At 45.5% G+C, this 24,288-nt stretch carries 18 protein-coding genes; 13 read left to right on the top strand and 5 right to left on the bottom strand.

The window, feature by feature from the left end; translation table 11 throughout:
• Position 1: 1 nt before the first annotated feature.
• Positions 2-1,984, bottom strand: coding sequence for a fumarate reductase/succinate dehydrogenase flavoprotein subunit (locus F7D47_RS12790; protein ID WP_153083097.1), 1,983 nt, complete (start codon positions 1,982-1,984; stop codon positions 2-4).
• Between the two features lie 32 nt (positions 1,985-2,016).
• Positions 2,017-2,700 carry a fumarate reductase transmemBrane cytochrome b subunit gene (locus tag F7D47_RS12785; protein ID WP_022120110.1) on the bottom strand — a complete coding sequence of 228 codons (684 nt, stop codon included), beginning with the start codon at positions 2,698-2,700 and terminating at the stop codon, positions 2,017-2,019.
• A gap of 231 nt (positions 2,701-2,931) precedes the next feature.
• Here F7D47_RS12785 and mnmG point away from each other — a divergent pair, with 231 nt between their 5' ends.
• The 6 genes from mnmG (at position 2,932) to deoC (ending at position 9,537) form a co-directional block, all read left to right on the top strand.
• Positions 2,932-4,803: a tRNA uridine-5-carboxymethylaminomethyl(34) synthesis enzyme MnmG gene (mnmG, locus tag F7D47_RS12780; RefSeq protein ID WP_153085303.1), complete on the top strand. Its 1,872-nt coding sequence runs from the start codon at positions 2,932-2,934 to the stop codon at positions 4,801-4,803.
• Positions 4,804-5,052: 249 nt separating this feature from the next.
• Positions 5,053-5,583, top strand: a complete 531-nt coding sequence (locus F7D47_RS12775; protein ID WP_022120113.1) for an adenine phosphoribosyltransferase — start codon at positions 5,053-5,055, stop codon at positions 5,581-5,583.
• Between the two features lie 122 nt (positions 5,584-5,705).
• Positions 5,706-7,553, top strand: coding sequence for an excinuclease ABC subunit UvrC (gene uvrC / locus F7D47_RS12770; protein ID WP_153085304.1), 1,848 nt, complete (start codon positions 5,706-5,708; stop codon positions 7,551-7,553).
• Positions 7,554-7,685: 132 nt separating this feature from the next.
• Positions 7,686-8,138 carry a D-aminoacyl-tRNA deacylase gene (gene dtd / locus F7D47_RS12765; RefSeq protein ID WP_117587134.1) on the top strand — a complete coding sequence of 151 codons (453 nt, stop codon included), beginning with the start codon at positions 7,686-7,688 and terminating at the stop codon, positions 8,136-8,138.
• Positions 8,139-8,187: 49 nt separating this feature from the next.
• Positions 8,188-8,547, top strand: a complete 360-nt coding sequence (locus F7D47_RS12760) for a nucleotide pyrophosphohydrolase (RefSeq protein ID WP_153085305.1) — start codon at positions 8,188-8,190, stop codon at positions 8,545-8,547.
• 54 nt (positions 8,548-8,601) lie between these two features.
• A complete protein-coding gene (gene deoC / locus F7D47_RS12755) occupies positions 8,602-9,537 on the top strand; it encodes a deoxyribose-phosphate aldolase (protein ID WP_153085306.1) in 936 nt (311 codons plus the stop codon).
• A gap of 182 nt (positions 9,538-9,719) precedes the next feature.
• Here deoC and F7D47_RS12750 read toward each other — a convergent pair whose 3' ends face one another.
• Positions 9,720-10,697, bottom strand: a complete 978-nt coding sequence (locus F7D47_RS12750; protein ID WP_022120118.1) for a polyprenyl synthetase family protein — start codon at positions 10,695-10,697, stop codon at positions 9,720-9,722.
• Positions 10,698-10,804: 107 nt separating this feature from the next.
• On the opposite strand from F7D47_RS12750, the gene polA reads away from it, so the two are divergent.
• From polA to lgt, 6 genes are all read left to right on the top strand, one after another.
• Positions 10,805-13,567 carry a DNA polymerase I gene (polA, locus tag F7D47_RS12745; protein WP_153085307.1) on the top strand — a complete coding sequence of 921 codons (2,763 nt, stop codon included), beginning with the start codon at positions 10,805-10,807 and terminating at the stop codon, positions 13,565-13,567.
• A 361-nt stretch (positions 13,568-13,928) separates the two neighbouring features.
• A complete protein-coding gene (gene rd, locus F7D47_RS12740; RefSeq protein ID WP_022120120.1) occupies positions 13,929-14,093 on the top strand; it encodes a rubredoxin in 165 nt (54 codons plus the stop codon).
• A 104-nt stretch (positions 14,094-14,197) separates the two neighbouring features.
• Positions 14,198-14,587, top strand: a complete 390-nt coding sequence (locus F7D47_RS12735) for a desulfoferrodoxin (protein ID WP_153085308.1) — start codon at positions 14,198-14,200, stop codon at positions 14,585-14,587.
• A 728-nt stretch (positions 14,588-15,315) separates the two neighbouring features.
• Positions 15,316-16,152, top strand: a complete 837-nt coding sequence (gene dinD / locus F7D47_RS12730) for a DNA damage-inducible protein D (RefSeq protein WP_153085309.1) — start codon at positions 15,316-15,318, stop codon at positions 16,150-16,152.
• Between the two features lie 143 nt (positions 16,153-16,295).
• Positions 16,296-17,399 (top strand): redox-regulated ATPase YchF, encoded by a 1,104-nt coding sequence (gene ychF / locus F7D47_RS12725; RefSeq protein ID WP_022120130.1) that lies wholly within the window; start codon positions 16,296-16,298, stop codon positions 17,397-17,399.
• A gap of 18 nt (positions 17,400-17,417) precedes the next feature.
• Positions 17,418-18,281: a prolipoprotein diacylglyceryl transferase gene (lgt, locus tag F7D47_RS12720; RefSeq protein WP_153085310.1), complete on the top strand. Its 864-nt coding sequence runs from the start codon at positions 17,418-17,420 to the stop codon at positions 18,279-18,281.
• 80 nt (positions 18,282-18,361) lie between these two features.
• On the opposite strand, the gene mutS is transcribed toward lgt, so the two are convergent.
• Positions 18,362-21,025: a DNA mismatch repair protein MutS gene (mutS, locus tag F7D47_RS12715; protein WP_006848893.1), complete on the bottom strand. Its 2,664-nt coding sequence runs from the start codon at positions 21,023-21,025 to the stop codon at positions 18,362-18,364.
• Positions 21,026-21,069: 44 nt separating this feature from the next.
• On the bottom strand, positions 21,070-22,209 hold the full coding sequence (locus F7D47_RS12710) for an AAA family ATPase (protein ID WP_153080723.1): 1,140 nt from the start codon (positions 22,207-22,209) through the stop codon (positions 21,070-21,072).
• A gap of 125 nt (positions 22,210-22,334) precedes the next feature.
• Between F7D47_RS12710 and F7D47_RS12705 the strand changes: the two genes are divergently transcribed.
• A complete protein-coding gene (locus tag F7D47_RS12705) occupies positions 22,335-24,182 on the top strand; it encodes a calcineurin-like phosphoesterase C-terminal domain-containing protein (RefSeq protein WP_153085311.1) in 1,848 nt (615 codons plus the stop codon).
• The last annotated feature ends 106 nt before the right edge of the window (positions 24,183-24,288 follow it).

Raw genomic sequence — 24,288 nt, 5'->3', positions numbered from 1 at the left:
TTTAATTCTTGTAATTTCTTGTCTGTACCTTAATTGCCTCATACTCGAGAGGTTCCTTGTTGAGCACTGGAGCAGTTGTATCATTGCCCTGATACTCCCAGCAACCTACGTAGAAGAAGTGCTCATCATCACGCTTAGCCTCGCCTTCCTCTGTCTGGTACTCCTCACGGAAGTGACCACCACAGCTCTCATTGCGGTGCAATGCATCGTAAGCGATCAACTCGCCCATCAAGATGAAGTCACGCAAGTGGATAGCCTTATCCAACTCTACGTTCAAGCCTTCCTTCTTGCCAGGGATGAAGAGGTTCTTGTTGAATTCCTCGCGCAGAGCCTTCATCTTCTTCAAGCCTTCCTCAAGACCTTCCTTGGTACGACCCATACCTACGTGCTCCCAAAGGATGTGACCCAACTCCTTGTGGATAGAATCTACAGAGCGCTTGCCCTGGATACCCATCAGGCGGTCGATTTCCTTCTGAACACCTGCCTCTGCCTCTGCGAACTCTGGGAGATCGGTAGAGAGCTTTGGCCACAATGCCTGGTCAGCCAAGTAGTTCTGGATAGTGTATGGCAATACGAAGTAACCGTCAGCCAAACCCTGCATCAAAGCAGATGCACCAAGACGGTTAGCACCATGGTCAGAGAAGTTACACTCACCAATAGCGAAGAGACCAGGGATAGTGGTCATCAACTCGTAGTCAACCCAGATACCACCCATTGTATAGTGGATAGCAGGGAAGATCATCATTGGGTTGTAGTACTTCACGCCGTTAATCTCGTTAGCCAACTCACCTGGGTTAACGTCGGTAATCTCCTCATACATATCGAAGAGGTTGCCATAACGCTGCAGGATAACGTCGATACCGAGACGGTTGATAGACTCAGAGAAGTCGAGGAATACGGCAAGACCTGTGTTGTTGACACCGAAGCCCTTGTCGCAACGCTCCTTAGCTGCACGAGAAGCCACGTCACGAGGAACCAGGTTACCGAATGCTGGGTAACGGCGCTCCAAGTAGTAGTCGCGGTCTTCCTCAGGAATATCAGAACCCTTCTTTGTACCAGCCTGCAATGCCTTAGCATCCTCAATCTTCTTAGGAACCCAGATACGACCATCGTTACGGAGTGACTCTGACATCAAAGTCAACTTACTCTGGTTTGTACCGTGAACAGGGATACATGTAGGGTGAATCTGAACGTAAGATGGGTTAGCGAAGTCAGCACCCTTGCGGTAGCACTGGATAGCTGCTGTACAGTTACAACCCATAGCGTTTGTAGAAAGGAAGTAAGCGTTACCATAACCACCGGTAGCGATAACTACGGCGTTGGCAGAGAAACGCTCCAACTCACCTGTAATCAAATTCTTGGCGATGATACCACGAGCGTGACCGTCAACGATAACAAGATCCTCCATCTCGTAACGGGTGAAGAGCTTAACCTTACCTGCCTCAACCATGCGGCTCAAAGAAGAGTAAGCACCGAGGAGGAGCTGCTGACCTGTCTGACCCTTAGCATAGAATGTACGAGATACCTGAGCACCACCGAAAGAACGGTTAGCCAGCATACCACCGTACTCACGAGCGAAAGGAACGCCCTGAGCTACGCACTGGTCGATGATATCGTTGCTCACCTCAGCCAAACGGTAAACGTTAGCCTCACGAGCACGGTAGTCACCACCCTTTACAGTATCGTAGAACAGACGGTAAACAGAGTCACCATCATTCTGATAATTCTTAGCTGCATTGATACCACCCTGTGCTGCGATAGAGTGAGCACGACGTGGAGAGTCCTGGATGCAGAAGTTCAAAATGTTGAAGCCCATCTCGCCGAGAGAAGCAGCAGCAGAAGCACCTGCCAAACCTGTACCTACAACGATAACGTCGAGCTTTAACTTATTCTTTGGGTTAACCAAACGCTGGTGAGCCTTATAGTTGGTCCACTTCTCAGCAACTGGTCCTTCAGGTATTCTAGAATTTAATGTTTTTGCCATAATCTTTTTTAATACTTAAATGATTACACGAATTATGCGCAGCACAAAGATGGAGCGCAACCGAAAGCGAATGCCAATACAACTACGATGAAGAGGAGAAGCAGGATGGTAGAGTAAATCATACCGATCATCTTCCAACGGCAGAACCAAGTCTTACCGCTCCAACCGAGAGTCTGAATAGCACTCCAGAAACCGTGAGTGAGGTGGAACCAAAGAGCTACCAACCAGATGATGTAGAGAACTACGAACACTGGGTTAGCGAAGGTGTCCTGAATGAATGCGAAGCCGTCTGCTGGGCTGTGACCGAAGCTTGTACCCAAAAGCTCTGCAAACATCATGTTGTACCAGAAGTTAAAGAGGTGAAGCAACAAACCGAGAACAATGATGATACCGAGCACCAACATGTTCTGGCTAGCCCACTCTACTTTTTCTGGCTTTGCTGTTACCTCGTAACGCTGGTTACCGCGAGCACGACGGTTCTGTGCTGTCAGGATGAAAGCGTAAACGATGTGACAAACTGCCAAAGCTGCCAAACCCAAAGTTGCAACTACGGCGTACCAGTTAGCACCCAACAACTCGCAGATTGTGTTGTAAGCTTCTCCAGAGAAAAGCGCAACAACATTCATGCAACCGTGGAATGTCAAGAATAGAATAAGAGCGATACCAGTTACTGACATCACTACCTTTCTACCAATAGATGAATTGATTAACCACATAAATGATTGAAATTTAATTATTTAACTGTTTGAAACTAATTTATATTCCACACTTTTCGTCCCTGCAATACCTATTTTTTGGCATTCTGCAATCCTCATTTCTAGGTATATTTTCGCAAGTCTGCTGCAAAATTACTATATTTTAATGATTTATCAAAGTATTTTTGCTAAAATTTCGATTTTATTTCTTACTTTTGCCGAAAATTAGAAAAAATATAGATTAAACGAAGTATGAAATTCAATTATGACGTGCTCGTTATCGGTGGAGGACATGCCGGATGCGAGGCTGCTGCAGCCTCTGCAAACATGGGTGCCAAAACCTGTTTGATAACGATGGATATGAACAAGATTGGACAGATGAGTTGCAACCCCGCCATCGGAGGTATTGCCAAGGGACAGATTGTGCGCGAAATCGATGCTTTGGGCGGACAGATGGGTATCGTAACGGATAAAACCGCCATCCAGTTCCGAATGCTCAACATCGGCAAGGGTCCTGCCGTATGGAGCCCCCGTGCCCAATGCGACAGAGGAAAGTTTATCTGGGAATGGAGAACCATCCTCGACCATACCGACAACCTCGACATCTGGCAAGACCAGGCTGACGAACTGCTCGTAGCTAACGGAGAAGCCATCGGCGTAAAAACCATCTGGGGAGCCGAATTCTATGCCAAGAGCATCATCATCACCGCTGGAACATTCCTCAACGGACTGATGCATGTAGGAAGAAAGATGGTAGAAGGCGGAAGATGCGCCGAACCTGCCGTACACAACTTTACGGAGAGCATCACCCGATGGGGTGTCACTACAGCCAGAATGAAAACCGGTACTCCAGTCAGAATTGACAAGAGAAGTGTTCATTTCGAAGATATGGAAGAACAGCCGGGCGACAGCGATTTCCACCAGTTCTCTTACATGGGAGAACATCGGGTTCTGAAACAATTGCCTTGCTGGACTTGCTATACCAACAAGAAGGTACACGAAACTTTAAAAAGCGGTCTCGCTGATTCACCTTTATATAATGGTCAGATTCAGAGTACCGGTCCACGTTATTGTCCGAGCATCGAAACCAAGCTCGTTACCTTCCCCGACAAGGATCAGCATCCGCTCTTCCTGGAACCGGAAGGCGAAGATACGAACGAGATGTATCTGAACGGTTTTTCTTCGAGCATGCCGATGGATATCCAGCTGAATGCACTTCACGAGATTCCTGCTTTGAGAGATGCCAAGATTTACAGACCGGGATACGCCATCGAATACGATTACTTCGACCCTACCCAACTCAAACATTCACTGGAGTCGAAAATCATCAAAGGTCTCTTCTTTGCCGGACAGGTGAACGGAACCACCGGTTATGAGGAAGCAGGAGGACAGGGAACCGTGGCAGGAATCAACGCAGCCTTGCATTGTGTTGGCGACAAGACATTCGAGATGAACCGCGATGAGAGTTATATCGGCGTACTCATCGATGATCTCACCACAAAGGGAGTTGACGAACCATACCGTATGTTTACCTCCAGAGCCGAATACCGCATTCTGCTCCGCCAGGACGATGCCGATGCCCGACTCACCGAAAAAGCATACGAACTCGGAATTGCCAAACGCGACCGTTACGACTGGTGGATAGAGAAAAAAGAAGCCATCGAAAGAATCATTGAATTCTGCGCCAACTATCCTATTAAGAAGGATGAGATAAATCCAAAACTAGAGGCACTCGGTACTACTCCACTTCGCGCCGGCTGCAAGCTCATCGACCTCATCGCTCGTCCGCACCTGAATCTCACGAATCTTTCGGAGATTATTCCGGACCTGAAGGCTGCGCTGGATGCACCAGCCAACCGAAAGGAAGAGATAACGGAAGCTGCAGAAATCAAGATGAAGTACAAAGGTTACATCGAACGAGAGCGTCTCATTGCCGACAAGATGCACCGTTTGGAGGATATCAAAATCAAGGGCCGTTTCAACTATTCCGAGCTCCACGAAATCTCCACAGAAGGACGTCAGAAACTCGAGCGCATCGACCCGGAAACTTTGGCACAGGCAAGCCGAATTCCGGGCGTATCACCAAGCGACATCAACGTGATGCTTGTATTACTCGGAAGATAAGCCGTTTCACAGCGAAACACAAGGGAATTTTAAATGTTTCACGTGAAACAGACTATCAGCAAAACATTTGATGTTCAACCGCTTAAGAAAGGTTGCATCAAGTGTTTTGCGGTTAAAGTAAAACTTCAGCAATTCGTGAAACAAAAGCGGATAAAATCGAGCAAAAGGCAAAAACAAACGGGCAAAAAGCCCATAAAAAGGAACAAGAAAAAAGAACAAAATAAGTATCAATTTAAAGCATAAAAAGTAATGAACAATCAGCTATTATTAGACAATCTGCGTTGCATTCCAGATTGGCCAATCAAGGGTGTAAACTTCCGCGACGTTTCAACCCTTTTCAAGAATCCTGCATCTTTAAAAGAGATCAGCGATGAGATGTATGAACTCTACAAAGACAAAGGAATCACCAAGATTGTAGGCATCGAATCACGCGGTTTCGTCATGTCTTCTGCCCTTGCTATTCGTCTCGGAGCCGGCGTAGTTTTATGCCGCAAACCGGGCAAACTTCCATGCAAAACCGTACAGGAAAGTTATGCTAAGGAATATGGCATCGATACCATCGAAATCCACGAAGATGCCATCAATGAGGACGACATCGTACTCCTCCACGACGACCTCCTTGCCACCGGTGGAACCATGAAAGCAGCATGCGACCTGGTAAAGAAATTCCATCCGAAAAAGGTATATGCCAACTTCATCATCGAACTCGTAAACGAGAATTTCGAAGGCAGAAACTCCTTTGATCCAGACGTTGAAGTAACTACTTTATTACAGTTATAAGCTGCAAAAAGACTGCAAGAAATACTGCGAGAATGCAGCAAGGAAGCAGTAAAAGACACCAGAGCGTTGCCGTTTCACGTGAAACAGTAACGCTCGTTTTCCCTTTAAAAACAAGTAAAAATATGACGAAACAAGAGAATGAGGAGCGCTTGGCTAGGCTTAAAAACATCGTTTTAAGTATGCCGGAAAAGCCAGGAAGCTACCAATATTACGACGAAAATCATACGATTATATATGTGGGAAAGGCAAAAAATCTGAAGAGAAGAGTATCTTCCTACTTCCATAAAGAGGTAGACAGATACAAGACAAAGGTGCTTGTTTCTAAGATTCACGACATATCTTATACGGTCGTAAACACAGAAGAAGACGCACTTTTGCTTGAAAACAGCCTGATCAAAAAGTATAATCCAAGATACAATGTCCTGCTGAAAGACGGCAAGACATACCCCTCTATATGCGTAACAAACGAGTATTTTCCACGCATTTTCAAGACTCGTCATATCAATAAAAAAGTGGGAACTTTCTTCGGTCCTTACCCTCATATCGGCAGCATGTATGCCGTTTTAGAGGTCATCAAGAAGCTTTATAAGCCCCGCACCTGCAGAATGCCTATCACCAGAGAAGGCGTTGCTGAAGGCAGATACAAGCCTTGCCTAGAGTATCATATCCATAACTGCGGAGCACCCTGCATCAACAAGCAGAGCTATGAGGAATATCAGGAAAACATGCGCCAGGCACGTGAAATCCTGAAGGGAAACACGCGGGAAGTAAGCAAATACCTCTACGATTTGATGATGAAGAATGCCGAACTTCTACGTTTTGAAATAGCCGAAGAATATAAGAAAAAGTACCAATTACTGGATGACTTTGAGGCAAAAAGCGAGGTGGTAAGCCATACCATTACAGACGTAGATGTCTTCACCATCGTAAATGATGATGCCAACAAAAACGCCTTCATCAACTATATTCACGTAAAAAACGGCACCATCAACCAGAGCTTCACCTACGAATATAAACGTAAACTGGAGGAGAGCGACGAGGAACTTCTGATTACTGCCATTCCGGAAATCAGAGAGCGTTTCCACTCCACATCGAAGGAGATAATCGTGCCCTTCGAAATGGAATGGAAGCTGAAAGATGCTACCTTCTTCGTACCCCAGAGAGGTGACAAAAAGCACCTTCTGGAGCTGTCGGAAATGAACTGCAAGCAGTATAAATTCGACCGTCTGAAGCAGGCAGAAAAGCTCAATCCGGAGCAGAAACAGACCCGATTGATGAAGGAATTACAAGCAAAACTGAAGCTTCAAAAGCTGCCTTATCAGATAGAATGTTTCGATAATTCCAACATATCCGGTACTGATGCCGTGGCAGGTTGCATCGTATATAAAGGTATGAAACCATCCAGAAAAGACTACCGTAAATACAACATTAAGACGGTAGAAGGGCCGGACGATTACGCATCCATGCAAGAGGTGGTAAGACGCCGGTACAGTCGCATGATAGAGGAAAAAACAGCACTTCCTGACCTCATTATTACCGATGGCGGAAAGGGGCAGATGGACGTAGTAAGAGAGGTTATTGTTGACGAATTACACCTGGATATTCCTATCGCAGGTCTTGCCAAGGACGACCGTCACAGAACCAACGAACTTCTCTTCGGATTCCCTCCTCAAACCATCGCCCTACCACCCGAAAGTGGACTGTTCAAGGTACTGACGCAGATACAGGATGAGGTGCACAGATACGCTATCACCTTCCATCGCGACAAGCGCAGCAAACATGCTCTTCACTCAGAATTAGACGATATCAAAGGCATCGGTCCGAAGGCTAAAGAAGCCCTGCTGAGCAAGTTTAAGAGCGTGAAAAAGATGAAAGAAGCATCATTGGAACAACTTTCAGAAGTATTAGGCCCTCATAAGGCAGAAATTCTTTCAAAATATTTCGAAGAAAAAGGCGAGAATATGAAATAAAAGTTGTATATTTGCAGTTCAAACTATACTATATATATTAATAATAAGAAGAAGAACAGAACCGAAGTAAGCATTCCACAAATGCTATTCATAAAGTTCTATGTTCAACATTCAAAGTTCAAAAGTAGTAATATGAGAATCGTAATACAGCGTGTCTCTCACGCCTCAGTTACCATCGAAGGAGAGGTTAAATCTGCCATCAGACAAGGCTATCTGATCCTTCTGGGAATAGAGGAAAGCGACACTTCAGAAGATGTAGACTGGCTGGTCAGAAAGGTAATAGGACTCCGTGTTTTCGACGACGAAAACCATGTTATGAACCGCTCCATCATGGATATAAATGGTGAGATTCTGGTCATCAGCCAGTTCACCCTATTCGCCAGCTACAAGAAAGGAAACCGCCCAAGCTGGCTCAGAGCAGCCAAGCACGAAATCAGCATTCCACTCTATGAGGAGTTCTGCAAAAAGCTATCCGATGCACTCGGAAAGCCAGTAGGAACAGGCGAATTTGGTGCCGATATGAAGGTAGATTTACTGAACGATGGACCGGTAACCATCATGATGGATACTCACAACAAGGAATAATGCCCTACCCTGAAAGAAAGGCATCTTTCCCTATAAAAGAATTAGGAAGATGACAATAAAAGAAGCACAAGAAGCTGTAGATCAGTGGATTAAAGAATATGGCGTACGCTATTTCAGCGAACTGACCAATATGGCTTGCCTCACAGAAGAAGTGGGCGAACTGGCACGCGTCATTGCCCGAACATACGGCGACCAGAGTTTTAAGAAAGGCGAGAAACCTAACTTAGGCGAAGAAATGGCCGATGTTCTTTGGGTGCTTATCTGCCTGGCAAATCAGACAGGGGTTGACTTGACAGAAGAACTCCAGAAGAGTTTTGACAAGAAGACCCAAAGGGATTCTGAAAGGCATAAAAACAACCCAAAACTATCTGAGCATCAGGAAGATAAAGAACAAGATAACAAGAATTAAAATTGCTATTCATATAAAAACTTAACTTTAATAATTATATAAATAACATTAAGTATGAGCAGTATTAAAGAACAGGTTCTTGCACAGCAGGGACAGTATAAAGAGTCAGACGACAAGTATTTATCAGTTTTGAAGCAGTACAACTGCAACCTCAACGATGAGGAAGTAGCTGCTGCAGTAAAGAAGATTCTCGATGAAAAGGTAGAAGAGAATGAGACCATGGAGGTCAAGAAGTTCCTCTTCGGTAGCATCGAGTTGACTTCTCTCCATACAGAAGATACAGAAGAAAGCATCCTGAAGATGATTGAAAAGGTGAACCAGTTTGCCAAGGATTATCCTCAGCTTCCTCACGTAGCAACCGTATGTACCTACCCTAACTTTGCCGGCCTTATCAGCCAGAGTCTGGAGGTTGACGGCGTAGAAATCGCTGTAGTAAGTGGCAATTTCCCATCCTCTCAGACCTTTATCGAGGTAAAGATTGCAGAAACCGCTATGGCTATCAAGGATGGTGCTACAGAGGTGGATATCGTAATGCCTGTTGGCAAGTTCTTCAGCGAAGATTACGAGGGGCTCTGCGATGATATTCAGGAACTCAAGGAGACATGCGGAGAACATAAGATGAAGTGCATTCTGGAGACAGGCGATCTGAAGAATTGCAGCAACATCATGAAGGCTTCTATCCTCGCAATGTACTCAGGTTCTGACTATATCAAAACCTCAACAGGCAAGGAGAAGGTCTCAGCTACCCCTGAGGCAGCATACGTTATGTGCCAGGCTATCAAGGCATATTACGAAAAGACTGGCATTCAGATTGGTTTCAAGCCTGCTGGTGGTATCAATACCGTTCATGATGCCGTAGTTTACTACACCATCGTGAAGGAAGTTTTGGGCGAGAAATGGCTGACCAACCAGTGGTTGCGCCTCGGCACATCACGCCTGGCTAACCTCCTCTTGAGCGAAATTCTGGGCAAGGAAATCAAGTACTTCTAAAGATAATTTCAAAGCACCATTAAACATACTTAGAAAGATAGTTTTAAAGTACCATTTAAGATACTTCTAAAGAGAATTCTAGAGTGTTGTTTAAAAGAAAAATTTAAAGAAAAGTAACTGATTATCAATAGAATACAAAAAAACAAAGGGTTGATTCTCTCTGAGAACCAACCCTTTTTATATTAAGCTTTTCTTTCAATCACAAAATCCAAGTAAGCCTTCAAGGCATTGTAAATATCCTTATCCTCCACATAAGTATCGAGGAAATTCATGGCTTCGGCATGGAAATCCCACATGCGCTTATCCGCATATTCAATACCTCCATTTTCCTTTGTAAATGCCACTAACTGAGCTATTTCATCAGCCGTCACAGTATGAGCCTTTACCTTTCTGGCAAGCTTCATCATCTCCTCATCACCGGTAGACTTCAAAGCATATATTACAGGCAAAGTCAGTTTTCCTTCAACCATATCATTACCCGTAGGTTTACCTATCTCCTTGGAATCATAATAATCAAAGATATCATCACGGATCTGGAAGATGATGCCCAAGTTCTGTCCGAAACGCTTAGCCTCTTCAATCTGCAGTTCTGAAGCATTGGCAGAGATCGCTCCGATACCGGCGCAAGCCTCAAAGAGAGCTGCAGTTTTCTGCTTAATCACCTGATAATAAATATCTTCCGATATCTCTTCATTACTGATACTGTTGAGCTGAAGAATCTCACCATTAGACAGGATACGTCCCAACTCAGCAAGATAACGCACGATTTCCTCTGAATGCGAATAAGATACATGAAGCAAGGCGGTGGAAAGAATGAAATCGCCCACAAGCACAGCCACCTTATTATTATAAGTAGCATTCACGCTAGCCTGTCCGCGGCGCTCCCCACTCTCATCAACCACATCATCATGTACCAGCGAAGCGGTATGAAGAAGCTCCAGACCCACAGCAGAATGCTGGGTAACACTGGAAACCTTTCCAAAATTACGTGCCATCAACAAAATGAGTATAGGGCGCATACGTTTTCCAGCGCGCTGACGGATGTGGTCGAGCACCTGGGAAAGGAGGCCATCGCTATGCATAAGAGACTTGTTGAACAAATCTATAAAATCTGCTAATTCTGCCTCTATAGGCAGCTTGATAAGTGATAAATAGTCCATTATATGTGAGTAAATCTACTTAATTTCTGAAATTTGTTACAAAATTAATCAATTCTTCTTGAAATATCGCATTTTTTTAGTAATTTTACACCACAAAAATGAATATTATGGATAAATTGTTCCTTTTAGACGCGTATGCGCTCATTTATAGGTCGTATTACGCCTTTATGAAAGCCCCTCGAATCAATTCGAAGGGACTCAATACTTCGTGTGTAATGGGTTTCTGCAATACCCTCAACGAGATACTTACCAAGGAGAAACCTACCCATATTGCGGTGGCTTTCGACCATGGCAAGACCTTCCGTCATGAGGCTTTCCCTGCATATAAAGCTCAACGAGAAGAGACACCGGAAGACATCAAACTCTCTGTGCCTATCATCAAAAATATCCTGGAGGCATATCATATCCCTATCCTTCAGGTAGATGGTTTCGAGGCGGATGATATCATTGGAACAGTTGCCTTGAAGGCAGGTGAAAAGGGGATGGAAACCTACATGCTCACACCCGATAAGGATTACGCACAACTGGTTCGTAACAATGTTTTCATGTTCCGTCCTCGTCATGGCGGTGGATACGAAAAGTTGGGCGTACAGGAAATTGAAGAAAAATACAGCATCACTTCCCCACTCCAGGTTATCGACCTCCTTGCTCTGATGGGCGACTCAGCTGATAACTTCCCAGGCTGTCCGGGCGTGGGAGAAAAGACAGCCATCAAACTTATCAACGAGTTCGGTAGTGTAGAAGGTCTTATCGAGAACTCTTCTCAAGTGAAAGGCAAGCTCCGCGAAAAAGTGGAGGGTGCAGTAGAAGATATCAGGATGTCAAAGTTCCTGGCAACCATACGAACCGATGTTCCGGTAGAGATCAAGATGGAAGATTTGAAACGGGTAGAGCCAGACAATACAAAATTGGATGAAATCTTCACCGAGTTGGAGTTTAAGTCGTTTGCCAACCGAGTTCTTAACAAACCTAAAAAGGTGCAAACAAAGCCTACAGGAGAGCTCGATTTATTTGGCGCACAGCCTGCCGATGGTAAGGAAGAGTCAAAAAACGCGAGTTTTGAGACCCTTAAAACGACACCTCATTCATATAAACTCATTGATACAGAAGGAGATGCAAAGAAACTTTGTGACTATTTATTGACATTCAATATTCTCAGTCTAGACACAGAGACCACATCTACCGCTGCTATTGATGCAGAATTGGTGGGTTTGAGCTTTGCCGTGAAGGAAAAAGAGGCTTTCTACGTAGCAATTCCGGCAAATCGTGAAGAAGCCTTAAAAATCGTAAACATCTTCAAACCTCTCTACGAGAACCCGGAAATCTTGAAAGTGGGGCAGAACATCAAATACGATTACGAGGTGTTGATGAACTACGGCATAGAGATTCAGGGCAAGATGTTCGATACGATGCTCGCCCACTATCTCATCCAGCCAGAACTTTACCACAACATGGATTACTTGGCAGAAGTATTCCTCAACTATCAGACCATCCACATCGAAGAACTGATTGGCCCGAAGGGAAAGAACCAGAAGTCGATGCGCGATCTCGCCCCATCAGACATTTACGAATATGCTGCCGAAGATGCCGACATCACCTTGAGATTGAAAAATGTGCTCGAACCAAAACTCAAAGAGATAGATTGTGAAGATCTGTTCTGGAATGTAGAAATGCCGCTTGTACCTGTTTTAGCCCACATGGAGATGACGGGAGTATGCATCGACACCGATACCCTGAAGGAAACATCCGAGAAACTCACCAACCGCCTCAATGAGATAGAACATCATATCTATGAGTTGGCAGGCGAATCGTTCAATATCGCTTCCCCACGCCAGGTTGGAGAAATACTCTTCGGAAAGATGAAGATTGTGGAGAAGCCTAAGAAGACGAAGACGGGCCAGTACGTAACAAGCGAAGAAGTTCTTCAGCAGCTGCGCAGCAAGAGTCCAATCATCGATGAGATACTGAACTACAGAGGTTTAAAGAAACTTTTGGGAACCTATATAGATGCCCTTCCAAAGCTTATCAACTCTCGCACCGGTCACATTCATGCCTCTTTCAACCAAGCCATCACAGCCACAGGACGTCTTTCTTCAAGTGATCCAAACCTGCAGAATATTCCTGTACGCGATGACGATGGCAAGGAGATACGCAGATGCTTCATCCCAGAACCAGGCTGCCTGTTCTTCTCTGCCGACTATTCACAGATAGAACTTCGCATCATGGCACACCTGAGCCAGGATCCAAACATGGTAGAAGCATTCCGTGAAGGCTCTGATATTCATGCAGCTACAGCTGCCAAGATTTGGCACGAAGACATCAAAGAAGTAACAGATGCACAGCGCAAGAAGGCAAAAACTGCCAACTTCGGCATCATCTACGGCATCACGACCTTCGGTCTTGCCCAACGCATGAACATCGAAAACCGAGAGGCAAAGCAGATCATAGAAGACTACTTCCGCACCTTCCCTGGTGTTCAGGCTTACATGGAGAAGGCAAAGGAAATGGCAAGAGAGAAAGGCTATGCCGAAACCCTCTTCCACCGCCGTCGCTACCTGCCAGACATCAACAGCAAGAATGGTACTGTAAGAGGATTTGCCGAGCGCAATGCCATCAATGCCCCTATCCAGGGCTCTGAGGCAGACATCATCAAAGTGGCTATGATCCGCATCTTCAACCGATTCAGAGCAGAAGGCATCAGGAGCAAAATGATTATCCAGGTGCATGACGAACTCAATTTCTCCGTATATCCGGAAGAGAAAGAAAAGGTAGAGAAGATTGTGGTAGAAGAGATGCAGAACGCCTACCAGCTCAGTGTGCCTCTGGTTGCTGATGCCGGATGGGGAAACAACTGGCTAGAAGCACATTAGAAAAACCAGAAAGCGGCCGCAGAAACCGCAAGGCAACTTAAATACAAAGAAGCTCGCAAGATACCAAACGTTCATCTTGCGAGCTTTTCTTTTTCGAGATGTTTCACATGAAACAATTAAATCTTCTATCAAAACACCACTAAAAAGATAAATAACTCCTTTATTCACAAGTACATCTAGAAATCTTTGTTTATTTAGATTAAAAAGGATAATAAAATTATAATATTTTCAAATTTATTTGGTTCTTACAGAAATAAAGTGTATATTTGCATTATAAATCAGAAAGATATGCAAACGCACCTGTCTGATTAAAAGTGAATAGATAACACTAATCAATCAAATTAAGAAAGAAAGGAACATTATGAAGAAATATGTTTGCGACGTGTGTGGTTGGATTTATGATCCAGAAGTAGGTGATCCAGAGGGCGGCATCGCTCCAGGTACAGCATTCGAAGACATCCCAGATGATTGGGTTTGCCCTCTTTGCGGAGTAGGCAAGGAAGATTTCAGCCCTGTAGAGGAATAAGGCTCTTTTGGAGGAATCACCCGAAGGATATCCTCATAAAGGAATCATCCGAATGAAATGCCTGATATTCAGGCAACTCAAATGTTAAATAAGGAGGAATCAATATGACAAAGATTAGAGAAATCTACCGCTGCCAGGTTTGTGGCAACGTGGTAGAAGTAGTAAACCCAGGAGCCGTGCTCAGCTGCTGTGGCGAGCCGATGAAGCTGATGAAGGAAAACACCAGCGATGGCGCCAGGGAGAAGCACGTGCCTGTGATAGAACCTATCGAGGGCGGCTATCGCGTAACAGTAGGAAGTGTGGAGCATCCGATGCTTCCAGAGCATTACATCCAATGGATAGAATTGCTCACCCCTACCGATGTGCTTCGTCACGAGTTGAAGCCAGGCGAAAAGCCTGAAGCTATCTTCCTGACCAACGCAGAAGCCAAGGATGTTACGGCTCGAGAATACTGCAATCTCCACGGATTGTGGAAGGGGGTAATTGAAGGATAAATACCATCATACCAACAAAAGGTCTCATGTCGTTTTCCCAATGTAGGGAATATGACTTGAGACCTTTTTAACTTTATTTGCATCTTGTTTCTACCACAGTAACTACTCATGCCCATAGGGGTGCTGAGCAAAATGATCACCATAATTCTAAGAAATTCATCGCACAACAACTGAACTACGCCCGCACATCAGCTGTTATGCATGCGCACAACAGGTGATGTGCAACCGCACAACAGCTGTTGTGCGGTTGCAGAAGGTATCTTTTCCAGCAACTTATCCTATCTCTTCCAGCAACTTATCCTATATATCCCAAAGACTTATGTAATATTTTCCAAACACCTTTCCCGTATATTCCAGCGTCTTCACCTATATCGTTGCACTTCCTCAAGCGTTTCTGTCGGTTTACCATCGTTGATTCTTCCCTCATCTATGATTTTTAGTTAATTTCCCACGATTTCTTCGTATCTTTCATTTATAATGTGTAACTTTGCATCAAATATATTTAAACGTTTTAAATAAAGCAACATAACAATGGCAAAGAACAATAAGCAGACAGTTGGTCAAAACGGCAACAGCGCCAAGAAGACCACCAGGAAAAAGAAGAAGTTTTTCCTAAAAAAATAAACAATATTCTTCCAAAAGTAAAAAATGAAAAATAACTAAAGATTTCCTTGCAGCTACCAAATAAAAAGCGTAACTTTGCCGAAATATCATAAAAATAAGCAATTATGAAGGAAGAAGAAATCAAAGAATTGTTCGAGCAATTCGAAGCTATTGCCAACGAATACGAAGGCGTAGAATGTTGGAGTGCAAGAGAACTTGCACAAGTGTTAGGTTATAGCCAATGGCGTAATTTCGAAGGAATTATCGAAAAGGCAAAAGCATCATGTACCAATGCAGGGCAAGAAGTATCATATCATTTTGCTGACGTCAGCAAAATGATAAATCTTGCAAAAGGTGCTCAGCGTGAAGTCAAAGACTACATGCTGACTCGTTATGCTTGCTATCTCATTGCCCAAAACGGTGATCCACGCAAGCCACAAATCTCTTTTGCCCAAAACTACTTTGCCGTACAAACTCGCCGAGCAGAATTGGTGCAAAAGCGTTTGCTGGAATACGAACGTGTACAAGCACGTGCAAAACTTGCAGAAACAGAGAAGCGTCTCTCTGGTGTGCTGTATGAAAGAGGGGTGGACAGCAAAGGCTTTGCCATCATTCGCTCACTAGGTGACAAGGCGTTGTTTAATCTCGACACGGCTCTTCTCAAACGTAAATTGGGTGCTCCTAACAGCCGACCTCTCGCCGATTTCCTTCCAACACTAAATATTAAAGCTAAAGATTTTGCTGCAGAAATGACTTCTGTCAACGTTCAGCAAAAGGATTTACATGGTCAGCAATCTATCTGTCAAGAGCATGTCGATAATAATAAGGCTGTTCGTAATATGATGCTCCAACGTGGCATTGTACCAGAAAATCTTCCTGCAGGTGAAGACGTCAAGAAAGTAGAACGCAGATTAAAATCTGACGAAAAGACATTGACCAAAAAGAATAGCAAAAAGAAATAATATCCATCACAATTCTATAACTAGAGAAGATGTAAGGATTTCACTCGCGATCTATGATTTTTAGTTAATTTTCCACGATTTCTTCGTATCTTTCATTTATAATGTGTAACTTTGCACCGGAAATTTAAACGTTTAAAGATAAAATGGCATTAAAATGTGGTATTGTAGGCCTCCCTAACGTGGGTAAGTCTACACTGTTCAACTGTCTGTCTAGTGCAAAGGCACAGGCAGCTAACTTCCCTTTCTGTACTATCGAACCAAACTTGGGCGTCATCACCGTACCAGATGAGCGACTCAACAAGTTGGCAGAGATTGTTCACCCAGGACGCATCGTCCCAGCTACTTGCGAAATCGTGGATATCGCAGGTCTCGTAAAGGGTGCCAGCAAGGGCGAAGGTCTTGGTAATAAATTCTTGGGAAATATCCGTGAGTGCGATGCTATCATCCACGTAATCCGCTGCTTCGACGATGACAACATCGTTCGCGAGGGTGGCGCTAAGGTTGATCCTTTGGAGGATAAGAGCGTCATCGATACAGAGTTGCAGCTCAAGGACCTGGAAACTATCGAATCTCAGCTCACCAAGCAGAAGAAGACTGCTGCAGCAGGCAACAAGGATGCTAAGACGATGGTTACCGTTCTGGAGGCTTACAAGGCTGTTCTGGAGCAGGGAAAGAATGCTCGTGGCGTTACTTTCGAAACCAAGGAAGAGCAGAAGGTGGCTCACGACCTCTTCCTCCTCACTACTAAGCCAGTGCTCTACGTAGCCAATGTTGACGAGGCTTCTGCCAAGACCGGCAACGAGTATAGCAAGAAAGTAGAGGAAATCGCCAAGGAAGAAGGTGCTGAGTGCATGGTCATCGCTGCCAAGACAGAGGAAGACATCGCATCGCTCGAAACCTACGAGGACAAACTGATGTTCCTCGAAGAACTCGGGCTGGAAGAGAGCGGCGTAAACCGACTCATCAAGAAGGCATACGCCCTGCTGAACCTCGAAACATTCATCACCGCTGGTGAGATGGAGGTCAAGGCATGGACCTATCACAAGGGCTGGAAGGCTCCTCAGTGTGCCGGTGTCATCCATACCGACTTCGAGAAGGGATTCATCCGTGCAGAGGTTATCAAGTATGATGACTATATCAAGTATGGCTCTGAGGCAGCTGTACGTGAGGCTGGTAAGCTCGGCATCGAGGGCAAGGAGTACGTCGTACAGGATGGTGACATCATGCACTTCCGGTTCAATGTATAATCCTATTCTTCTACGGTTATGATAGCAAATCTGCTTAACTATATCGTATGGGACCCAGATCCTATTCTGGCTCATCTGGGTCCTATGACCATCCGCTACTACTCCACCTGCTGGATGATTGGTCTGCTGCTGGGCTATCTGCTCATGAGCAAGCTTTACAAGCAGCAGGGGCTCTCAGATGAGAAGTTCTCCCCACTGTTTCTCTACATTTTCTTAGGTGTACTGATAGGTGGCCGTTTGGGACATTGCATCTTCTATCAGCCGGAATATTTCCTCACCCAGTGGGATCACTTCATCGAGATGCTGATACCTGTTCACCACATGCCAGACGGCAGTTGGAAGTTTACTGGTTATGAGGGACTGGCGAGCCACGGAGGCGTATTCGGCATGTTCGTCGGCATCTGGCTCTATTGCCGCAACATGAAGGTGAGCGGCTGGGTAGTGCTCGATAATATGGGTATCTGCTCAGGCATTACAGCCACCTTTATCCGTTTGGGCAATCTGATGAATTCAGAGATTATCGGCAAGGTAACCGATGTGCCTTGGGCATTTATCTTCGTTCGCGAAGACCAGTATCCACGCCATCCGGGTCAGCTCTACGAGGCTTTGGCATACTTCTGCTTTTTCCTCCTCATCCTCTTCATCTACAAGAAGAGAGGACCTAAGAGCGTAGGCACCGGTTTCTATTTCGGTCTTTGCCTTACCCTTATCTTCACCTTCCGTTTCTTCATCGAATATACCAAGGAGATTCAGGTAGCATTCGAGGCAGGTCTGCCTATGGATATGGGACAGATATTGAGCATTCCGCTCATCATCGTCGGTGTATGGAGCATCGCTTCCAGCACAAAGAGAGCGAAAGAAAAGAATGTAGAGGCAAAATAATATTAGACGAATTATTTTCAGATTATAAAAATCCCTCCTCGTGCAACAGCATCTGCTGCCACGGGGAGGGATTTATATTTTTATCTTCCCAGCAGGATTTTCTTGATGTCATTGAGCTTGTTCAATGCCTCTACCGGAGTGAGATTGTTCACATCCAGCCCGAGTATTTCATCACGTATCTGCGTCAGTACAGGATCATCGAGCTGGAAGAAACTGAGCTGCACACCATCCTTAGGTTCATCGATGTGCTGTACGTTCGGTTTACCGGCACCGCCAACCCCGGCATTGTCATCCTCCAACTGTTTGAGAATCACATTGGCACGGTTCACGATGCTGCGAGGCATACCGGCAATCTCTGCCACATGGATACCGAAAGAGTGCTCACTGCCTCCCGGTTCCAGTTTACGCAGGAAGATTACCTTTCCGTCCACCTCTCTCACACTCACATTGAAGTTCTTGATGCGAGGGAAGTTCTTCTCCATCTCGTTGAGCTCATGATAGTGGGTAGCAAAGAGCGTACGTGCCTGTGCCTTCTTATGTTCGTGCAGATATTCCACGATAGCCCAGGCAATGGAAATACCGTCATAGGTGGAAGTTCCTCTTCCCAACTCATCAAAGAGAACCAATGAACGTGGCGATACATTATTTAATATATTAGCTGCCTCGGTCATCTCTACCATAAAGGTCGATTCGCCGAGCGATATATTGTCGCTTGCACCTACACGTGTAAAGATTTTATCCACCAGTCCCACTCGGGCGCTCTCTGCGGGCACAAAACAGCCTACCTGTGCCAGCAGCACGATAAGGGCGGTCTGGCGCAGCAGAGCCGATTTACCAGCCATGTTAGGACCGGTAATCATCATGATCTGCTGTTTCTCGGTATCGAGCAGCACATCGTTAGGTACATAGCGTTCGCCCAGCGGCAGTTGGGTTTCAATCACCGGATGCCTGCCCTGCTTGATGTCGAGCACCTCAGAATCATCGACGATAGGGCGCACGTAGCGGTTCTCGTCAGATGTCTTTGCAAATGACAAAAGACAGTCCATACGGGCGATGAGGTTGGCATTGATCTGTATCTGCGGAATATACTCCTGCATGGCAGCTATCAGTTCGTTGAAGAGCTGTGCTTCCAATACCAGAATCTTCTCATCAGCACCGAGAATCTTTTCCTCATATTCCTTCAGTTCCTGAGTGATATAACGCTCTGCCTGAGCCAGCGTCTGCTTGCGTATCCACTCCTCAGGCACCTTGTCCTTAAAGGTATTTCTCACCTCCAGATAGTATCCGAAAACATTATTGTAACCTACCTTCAGACTCGAAATTCCTGTCTTTTCTATCTCCCTTTCCTGTATCTTGAGCAGATAATCCTTGCCGTGGCGGCTGATGGCACGAAGGTCGTCAAGTTCGGCATTGAATCCGTCGGCTATCACGTCACCCTTATTGACCAGCTGTGGCGGATCGGGCTGTATTTCCCTGGCGATGCGGTCTTTCAGGGTCTCGCATACGTTCAGCTGCTCGCCTACCCGCTTCAGAGCCTCGTTCGTAGCATGCTGGCATGCCACCTTGATAGGCTTGATGGCTTCGAGTGCATTCTTCAGCTGAACCACTTCGCGAGGCGAAACTCTACCCACGGCTACTTTGGAAATGATACGCTCCAGGTCGCTGATGCGATGCAGCTGGTCATCGAGAAGCTGGCGGAATTCCGGTTCCTTGAAGAAATATTCCACGATGTCGAGACGCTCGTTGATTGGTTTAACGTCCTTCAACGGGAAGACCAGCCAGCGTCTGAGCATACGTCCGCCCATCGCCGTTACCGTACGGTCGATGACATTCAGGAGCGAAGAACCGTCTTCCTGCATAGGGGCAACCAGCTCCAGACTGCGGATGGTAAACCTGTCCATACGCACGAACTTATCTTCTTCGATACGTGAAAGGGCGGTGATATGATTAATCTGTGTATGCTGGGTAATCTCGAGATACTGCATGATGGCACCACTGGCTATCACACCGTTCTTGAGATGCTCTACACCGAAACCTTTCAGAGATTTTGTCTTGAAATGTCCCAGGAGTTTCTGCAGGGCTGTCTGTTCGGTGAAAACCCAGTCATCCAGTTCGAAGGTACAGTATTTGCTGCCGAAATATTTCTCAAAGTCATTCTTTCGGGCGCGGTCGTAGAGCACCTCTTTCGGCATGAAGTTGCCCATCAGTTTTTCCACATAGTCGTAGGTTCCCTCGCCGGTAAGAAACTCTCCGGTCGAGATATCCAGAAAGCTCACACCGCAGGCGGTCTTGCCGAAATGTACGGCTGCCAGGAAGTTGTTCTCCTTGTAGTTCAGCACGTTATCTCCCATCGCCACACCCGGTGTAACGAGTTCAGTAATACCTCGCTTCACCATCTTGTCCATCTGGCTCAGTCCCTTCTTACCTTTTATTTCGAGTCGTTTCTTCTTCGGGTCTTCCAGCTGGTCGCATACCGCTACGCGCTTACCCGCCCTGATGAGTTTAGGCAGATAGGTATCCAAAGCATGATGAGGGAATCCTGCCATCTCGGTCGTGCCCGTAGAACCGCCATTGTTGCGTCGTGTCAGCGTAATGCCGAGTATACGGGATGCCTCCACCGCATCTTCGCAGTAAGTTTCGTAGAAGTCACCGCAACGGAAGAGCAGCAGCGCTTCAGGATGTTTCGATTTCATCTCGAAAAACTGTCTCATCATCGGTGTAAGACCTTTATTATCGTTTGCCATTATCTTTCTTCTCCTTATATTATTTCTTTTAATTTACATAGTTTCTATCTACAATACTCCTCCTTAAACCACAGCCGGTATATCGGGTCAACAAAGACAAAAGCATCGTTTTGCTTTTCGATAATATCTTTGTTCTGGAGCGTTTTCCTGTTCTTGACAATCGTATTCGGATTACCAAGATTATAGATTTGTTTCACGGCTTGCGAAGAGAAATGCTGTTCGCCATTGGCTATAGCCTTAAGCATCTCTATCTGGGTGGAACTGAGATTCTCCGTATCATTCTGAAACATCGGGGTATTGATGTTGAGTACCTGTTTCAATCCCAGATGATATATATCTTCCGTCACTTCCGAAACCGTGAAACTCCAGATAAAATAGCACAACTGCTGGAGATACCAGGAATGGCACGCCACGGCATCACAGATCCGCTCTGCCATCTCTGCAGAGATTGACTTTCCTGTCTTCTCGAAAGATGACAGAATGAATGGAATCCAATGCTCCTTAGCTATCTTCTGCATGAAAATCACTTGTCCAAAGCGATAAAAAGGACTATTGGAATTGTTGAAGATATTGAGCATCATGTTTCGCTTGCTGCCGTAGAGGCAGTAAGAGGTAAGCTGCTGTTGCTGCCATACCGAGCGCATCTTTCCCTCCATATCCTTATACTCAGGAAGATTAGCCAACTGCTGGAACTCGTCGATGCAGACGATAATCCTGATGCCCTTTTCCTTTGCCAGCAACTCAGGCAGTTGGAGAATCGTCATCTTATCACGCTCCTGTGGTACAAACTTCAGGTCGAAAGCCATGAAGTCGGTCACCTGGTCGCTTACTACAACCTGCGGTATCACGCCTGTCAGGAATTTCTTTGCATCCTCTATCCACCGTTCCATTTTAGAGGAAGCACAAGCTATAACCTGACTGGCAAAAGTGCGATAAAATTCAGATTCAGAGCCGATGCTGAAGGCATCGATATAACAGATTCTTACGTTATTATCCTCACCAGCCAATTCGCTCATCGCCCTTTTCACTAGCGATGATTTACCCCATCGGCGTGGTGAAATCAGCATCACGTTGATATGGGAGGACAGTAATTGCTTGAGCAAAGCCCTGTCTTCCTGTCTGTCGATAAAATTCTCATTGGTGGCTAATGTACCAAATTGAAATGGTGATAGATATTTTGCCATATTCCTAGTAATTTGGTACAAAGTTACGAAATATTACCCTAAGGTAAGTTACCCTAAGGTAATATTTAGAGTTTTTTAAATGAATATATGCTGCATTACCATAATAAAGCCGTACTTTTGTACTCATGAAAAAGAAACAATTATACATAGGGGTTCTGTCGGTTGCTTGCTGCGCGCTCGTAGCAATAGGCATCACCTTGCACCTGCTCTACCCCAAGAAACAGATACAGAACCTGGTGAAAACTCCACCGGTTCTCCGGCTCAAGCCACTGCCTGCTGATACACTGAAGAAGAAACCTGTGAAGAAGATGGATTTCAATATCTCCGGAACTTTAAGAGATAAGGAAGGAAAGGGAGTGGCTGGCGTCATCGTGAGCGATGGATTCAACTGTGTAAAAACCGATGCACAGGGCAGATATAAGATGAAGCGAGACAGCCTGGCAAAATTCATATACTATTCTGTTCCAGCCGATTGCGAGGTTCCTACCCATTCTAAGACCGATCGCACGGCTTTCTTCTACCAGAAGGTATCCAAGGGGAAGAAAACCTATAACTTCACCCTCACCCGACTGCCGGGCGGCAAGGAGATTCACTATAAGATGATTGTCATCGGCGACCCGCAGGTTACCAATGCCTACAGCCCTTACTATACTTCTCCGGATGATAATCCCATCAAGAAGAGCGATGTAGAAAGATTCACTACCCAGACGATGGCGGACATCAGGCAGACCATCAGTTCGCTGCCTGCCGGAACTCCTGTATATGGACTCAGCATGGGTGATGATGTGCAGTATTATGGCGGCTACAACGCCAAGCTGGAGCGTCAGATACGCCAGGCATTGGGGTCTTCCGAGATGCGTCTTTTCTCTGTTATCGGCAATCACGACCAGGATGGCAAGGCACTCTACCGCCGCAAATGGGAGGAGAATTTCGGTCCTACCGATTTTTCCTTCAACCGTGGCGATGTGCATTATGTCTGCATCAACAACTGCTTCTTCCACCGCGGCATGTCTTATTATTCTCCTGGAGAATTACGTGAACGCCAGGTGCGCTGGCTGAAGCAGGATCTCGCCCTCACGCCAAAGGATATGAAGGTGGTACTCTGTTATCATATTCCTTTTACCTTTGGTAATGCGCCTTTCAGCAAGGCGAAGCCGCTGACCAATACCCATGAGGAGGGACATTATTCTTCTTCCCGTCTCTCGCTCCTGCTTTCTTTGCTGAAACAGTTTAAGGGCGGTTACGAACTCTTCTGCGGACATACTCATTTTGCCTGCAACCACGAAATCAACTATAAAGGAGAGGATGTAATGGAGCATTGTCATGCTGCCGCCTGTGGTAATATATGGCAGTCGAATATCAACATCTGCGGAACTCCAAATGGATATTATGTATACAGTTTTGTGGGTACCAGCATCAGCAACTGCTATTACAAGGGAACCTTCTGGGATAAGAGCAAGCAGATGACCATCTTCCGTGCCCAGACCGATTTCAACGGTGAGAAATATGCCAAAGACTGGCAGTTGGCAAACAATAGGAATATCCTGGTAGCCAATGTCTTCAATGCCACCAGCCATTGGCGTGTTGTAGCCGTAGAGGATGGCAAAGAATATCTGATGGGGCGCCTCAGCGGAAAGGGGCAGGATGCCTTTGCCGCCGGCTATCATCATAAATACAGCGAGAGTGTATCCTATCGGTTCGTGAGCAAGGGAAATGGTTATCTCATCATGAACCACCTATATTATTATACTCCTAGGAATCCGAATGCCAGAATCATCATCAAAGCATCCGATCCATACGGAAATACCTATACGGCATCAAGCGATGAGGTAACGACAGAGCCTTTCGCCAACTTTGCCCATTATTACGAAAAAGAGTATAAGGAATATAAGAATAAGAAAGACAAGATGTTGCGGGATTCTATATCTGGCAGACAGAAAGATTCACTTGCTGCAAGGAAGAAAACGCCATAAATGCCCTGAACCAATGGTTACAGGCCTAAAGTAAAGATAGAACGCAAGCAGCACGCCCTGAAAGGGCAGAAGCTCCTAGCCCAGGGAGGGCACTGAAAAAGTCCCT

The sequence above is a fragment of the Segatella copri genome, assembly GCF_009494835.1.
In the GTDB taxonomy this organism is placed as follows: Bacteria; Bacteroidota; Bacteroidia; order Bacteroidales; family Bacteroidaceae; genus Prevotella; species Prevotella copri_F.
This window is presented reverse-complemented; position numbering and strand designations above follow the sequence as displayed.

Excerpts from the sequence above, each read along its gene's own strand:
- F7D47_RS12790 (WP_153083097.1), bottom strand. The coding sequence starts at position 1,984 with ATGGCAAAAACATTAAATTCTAGAATACCTGAAGGACCAGTTGCTGAG.
- F7D47_RS12785 (WP_022120110.1), bottom strand. The coding sequence starts at position 2,700 with ATGTGGTTAATCAATTCATCTATTGGTAGAAAGGTAGTGATGTCAGTA.
- mnmG (WP_153085303.1), top strand. The coding sequence starts at position 2,932 with ATGAAATTCAATTATGACGTGCTCGTTATCGGTGGAGGACATGCCGGA.
- F7D47_RS12775 (WP_022120113.1), top strand. The coding sequence starts at position 5,053 with ATGAACAATCAGCTATTATTAGACAATCTGCGTTGCATTCCAGATTGG.
- uvrC (WP_153085304.1), top strand. The coding sequence starts at position 5,706 with ATGACGAAACAAGAGAATGAGGAGCGCTTGGCTAGGCTTAAAAACATC.
- dtd (WP_117587134.1), top strand. The coding sequence starts at position 7,686 with ATGAGAATCGTAATACAGCGTGTCTCTCACGCCTCAGTTACCATCGAA.
- F7D47_RS12760 (WP_153085305.1), top strand. The coding sequence starts at position 8,188 with ATGACAATAAAAGAAGCACAAGAAGCTGTAGATCAGTGGATTAAAGAA.
- deoC (WP_153085306.1), top strand. The coding sequence starts at position 8,602 with ATGAGCAGTATTAAAGAACAGGTTCTTGCACAGCAGGGACAGTATAAA.
- F7D47_RS12750 (WP_022120118.1), bottom strand. The coding sequence starts at position 10,697 with ATGGACTATTTATCACTTATCAAGCTGCCTATAGAGGCAGAATTAGCA.
- polA (WP_153085307.1), top strand. The coding sequence starts at position 10,805 with ATGGATAAATTGTTCCTTTTAGACGCGTATGCGCTCATTTATAGGTCG.
- rd (WP_022120120.1), top strand. The coding sequence starts at position 13,929 with ATGAAGAAATATGTTTGCGACGTGTGTGGTTGGATTTATGATCCAGAA.
- F7D47_RS12735 (WP_153085308.1), top strand. The coding sequence starts at position 14,198 with ATGACAAAGATTAGAGAAATCTACCGCTGCCAGGTTTGTGGCAACGTG.
- dinD (WP_153085309.1), top strand. The coding sequence starts at position 15,316 with ATGAAGGAAGAAGAAATCAAAGAATTGTTCGAGCAATTCGAAGCTATT.
- ychF (WP_022120130.1), top strand. The coding sequence starts at position 16,296 with ATGGCATTAAAATGTGGTATTGTAGGCCTCCCTAACGTGGGTAAGTCT.
- lgt (WP_153085310.1), top strand. The coding sequence starts at position 17,418 with ATGATAGCAAATCTGCTTAACTATATCGTATGGGACCCAGATCCTATT.
- mutS (WP_006848893.1), bottom strand. The coding sequence starts at position 21,025 with ATGGCAAACGATAATAAAGGTCTTACACCGATGATGAGACAGTTTTTC.
- F7D47_RS12710 (WP_153080723.1), bottom strand. The coding sequence starts at position 22,209 with ATGGCAAAATATCTATCACCATTTCAATTTGGTACATTAGCCACCAAT.
- F7D47_RS12705 (WP_153085311.1), top strand. The coding sequence starts at position 22,335 with ATGAAAAAGAAACAATTATACATAGGGGTTCTGTCGGTTGCTTGCTGC.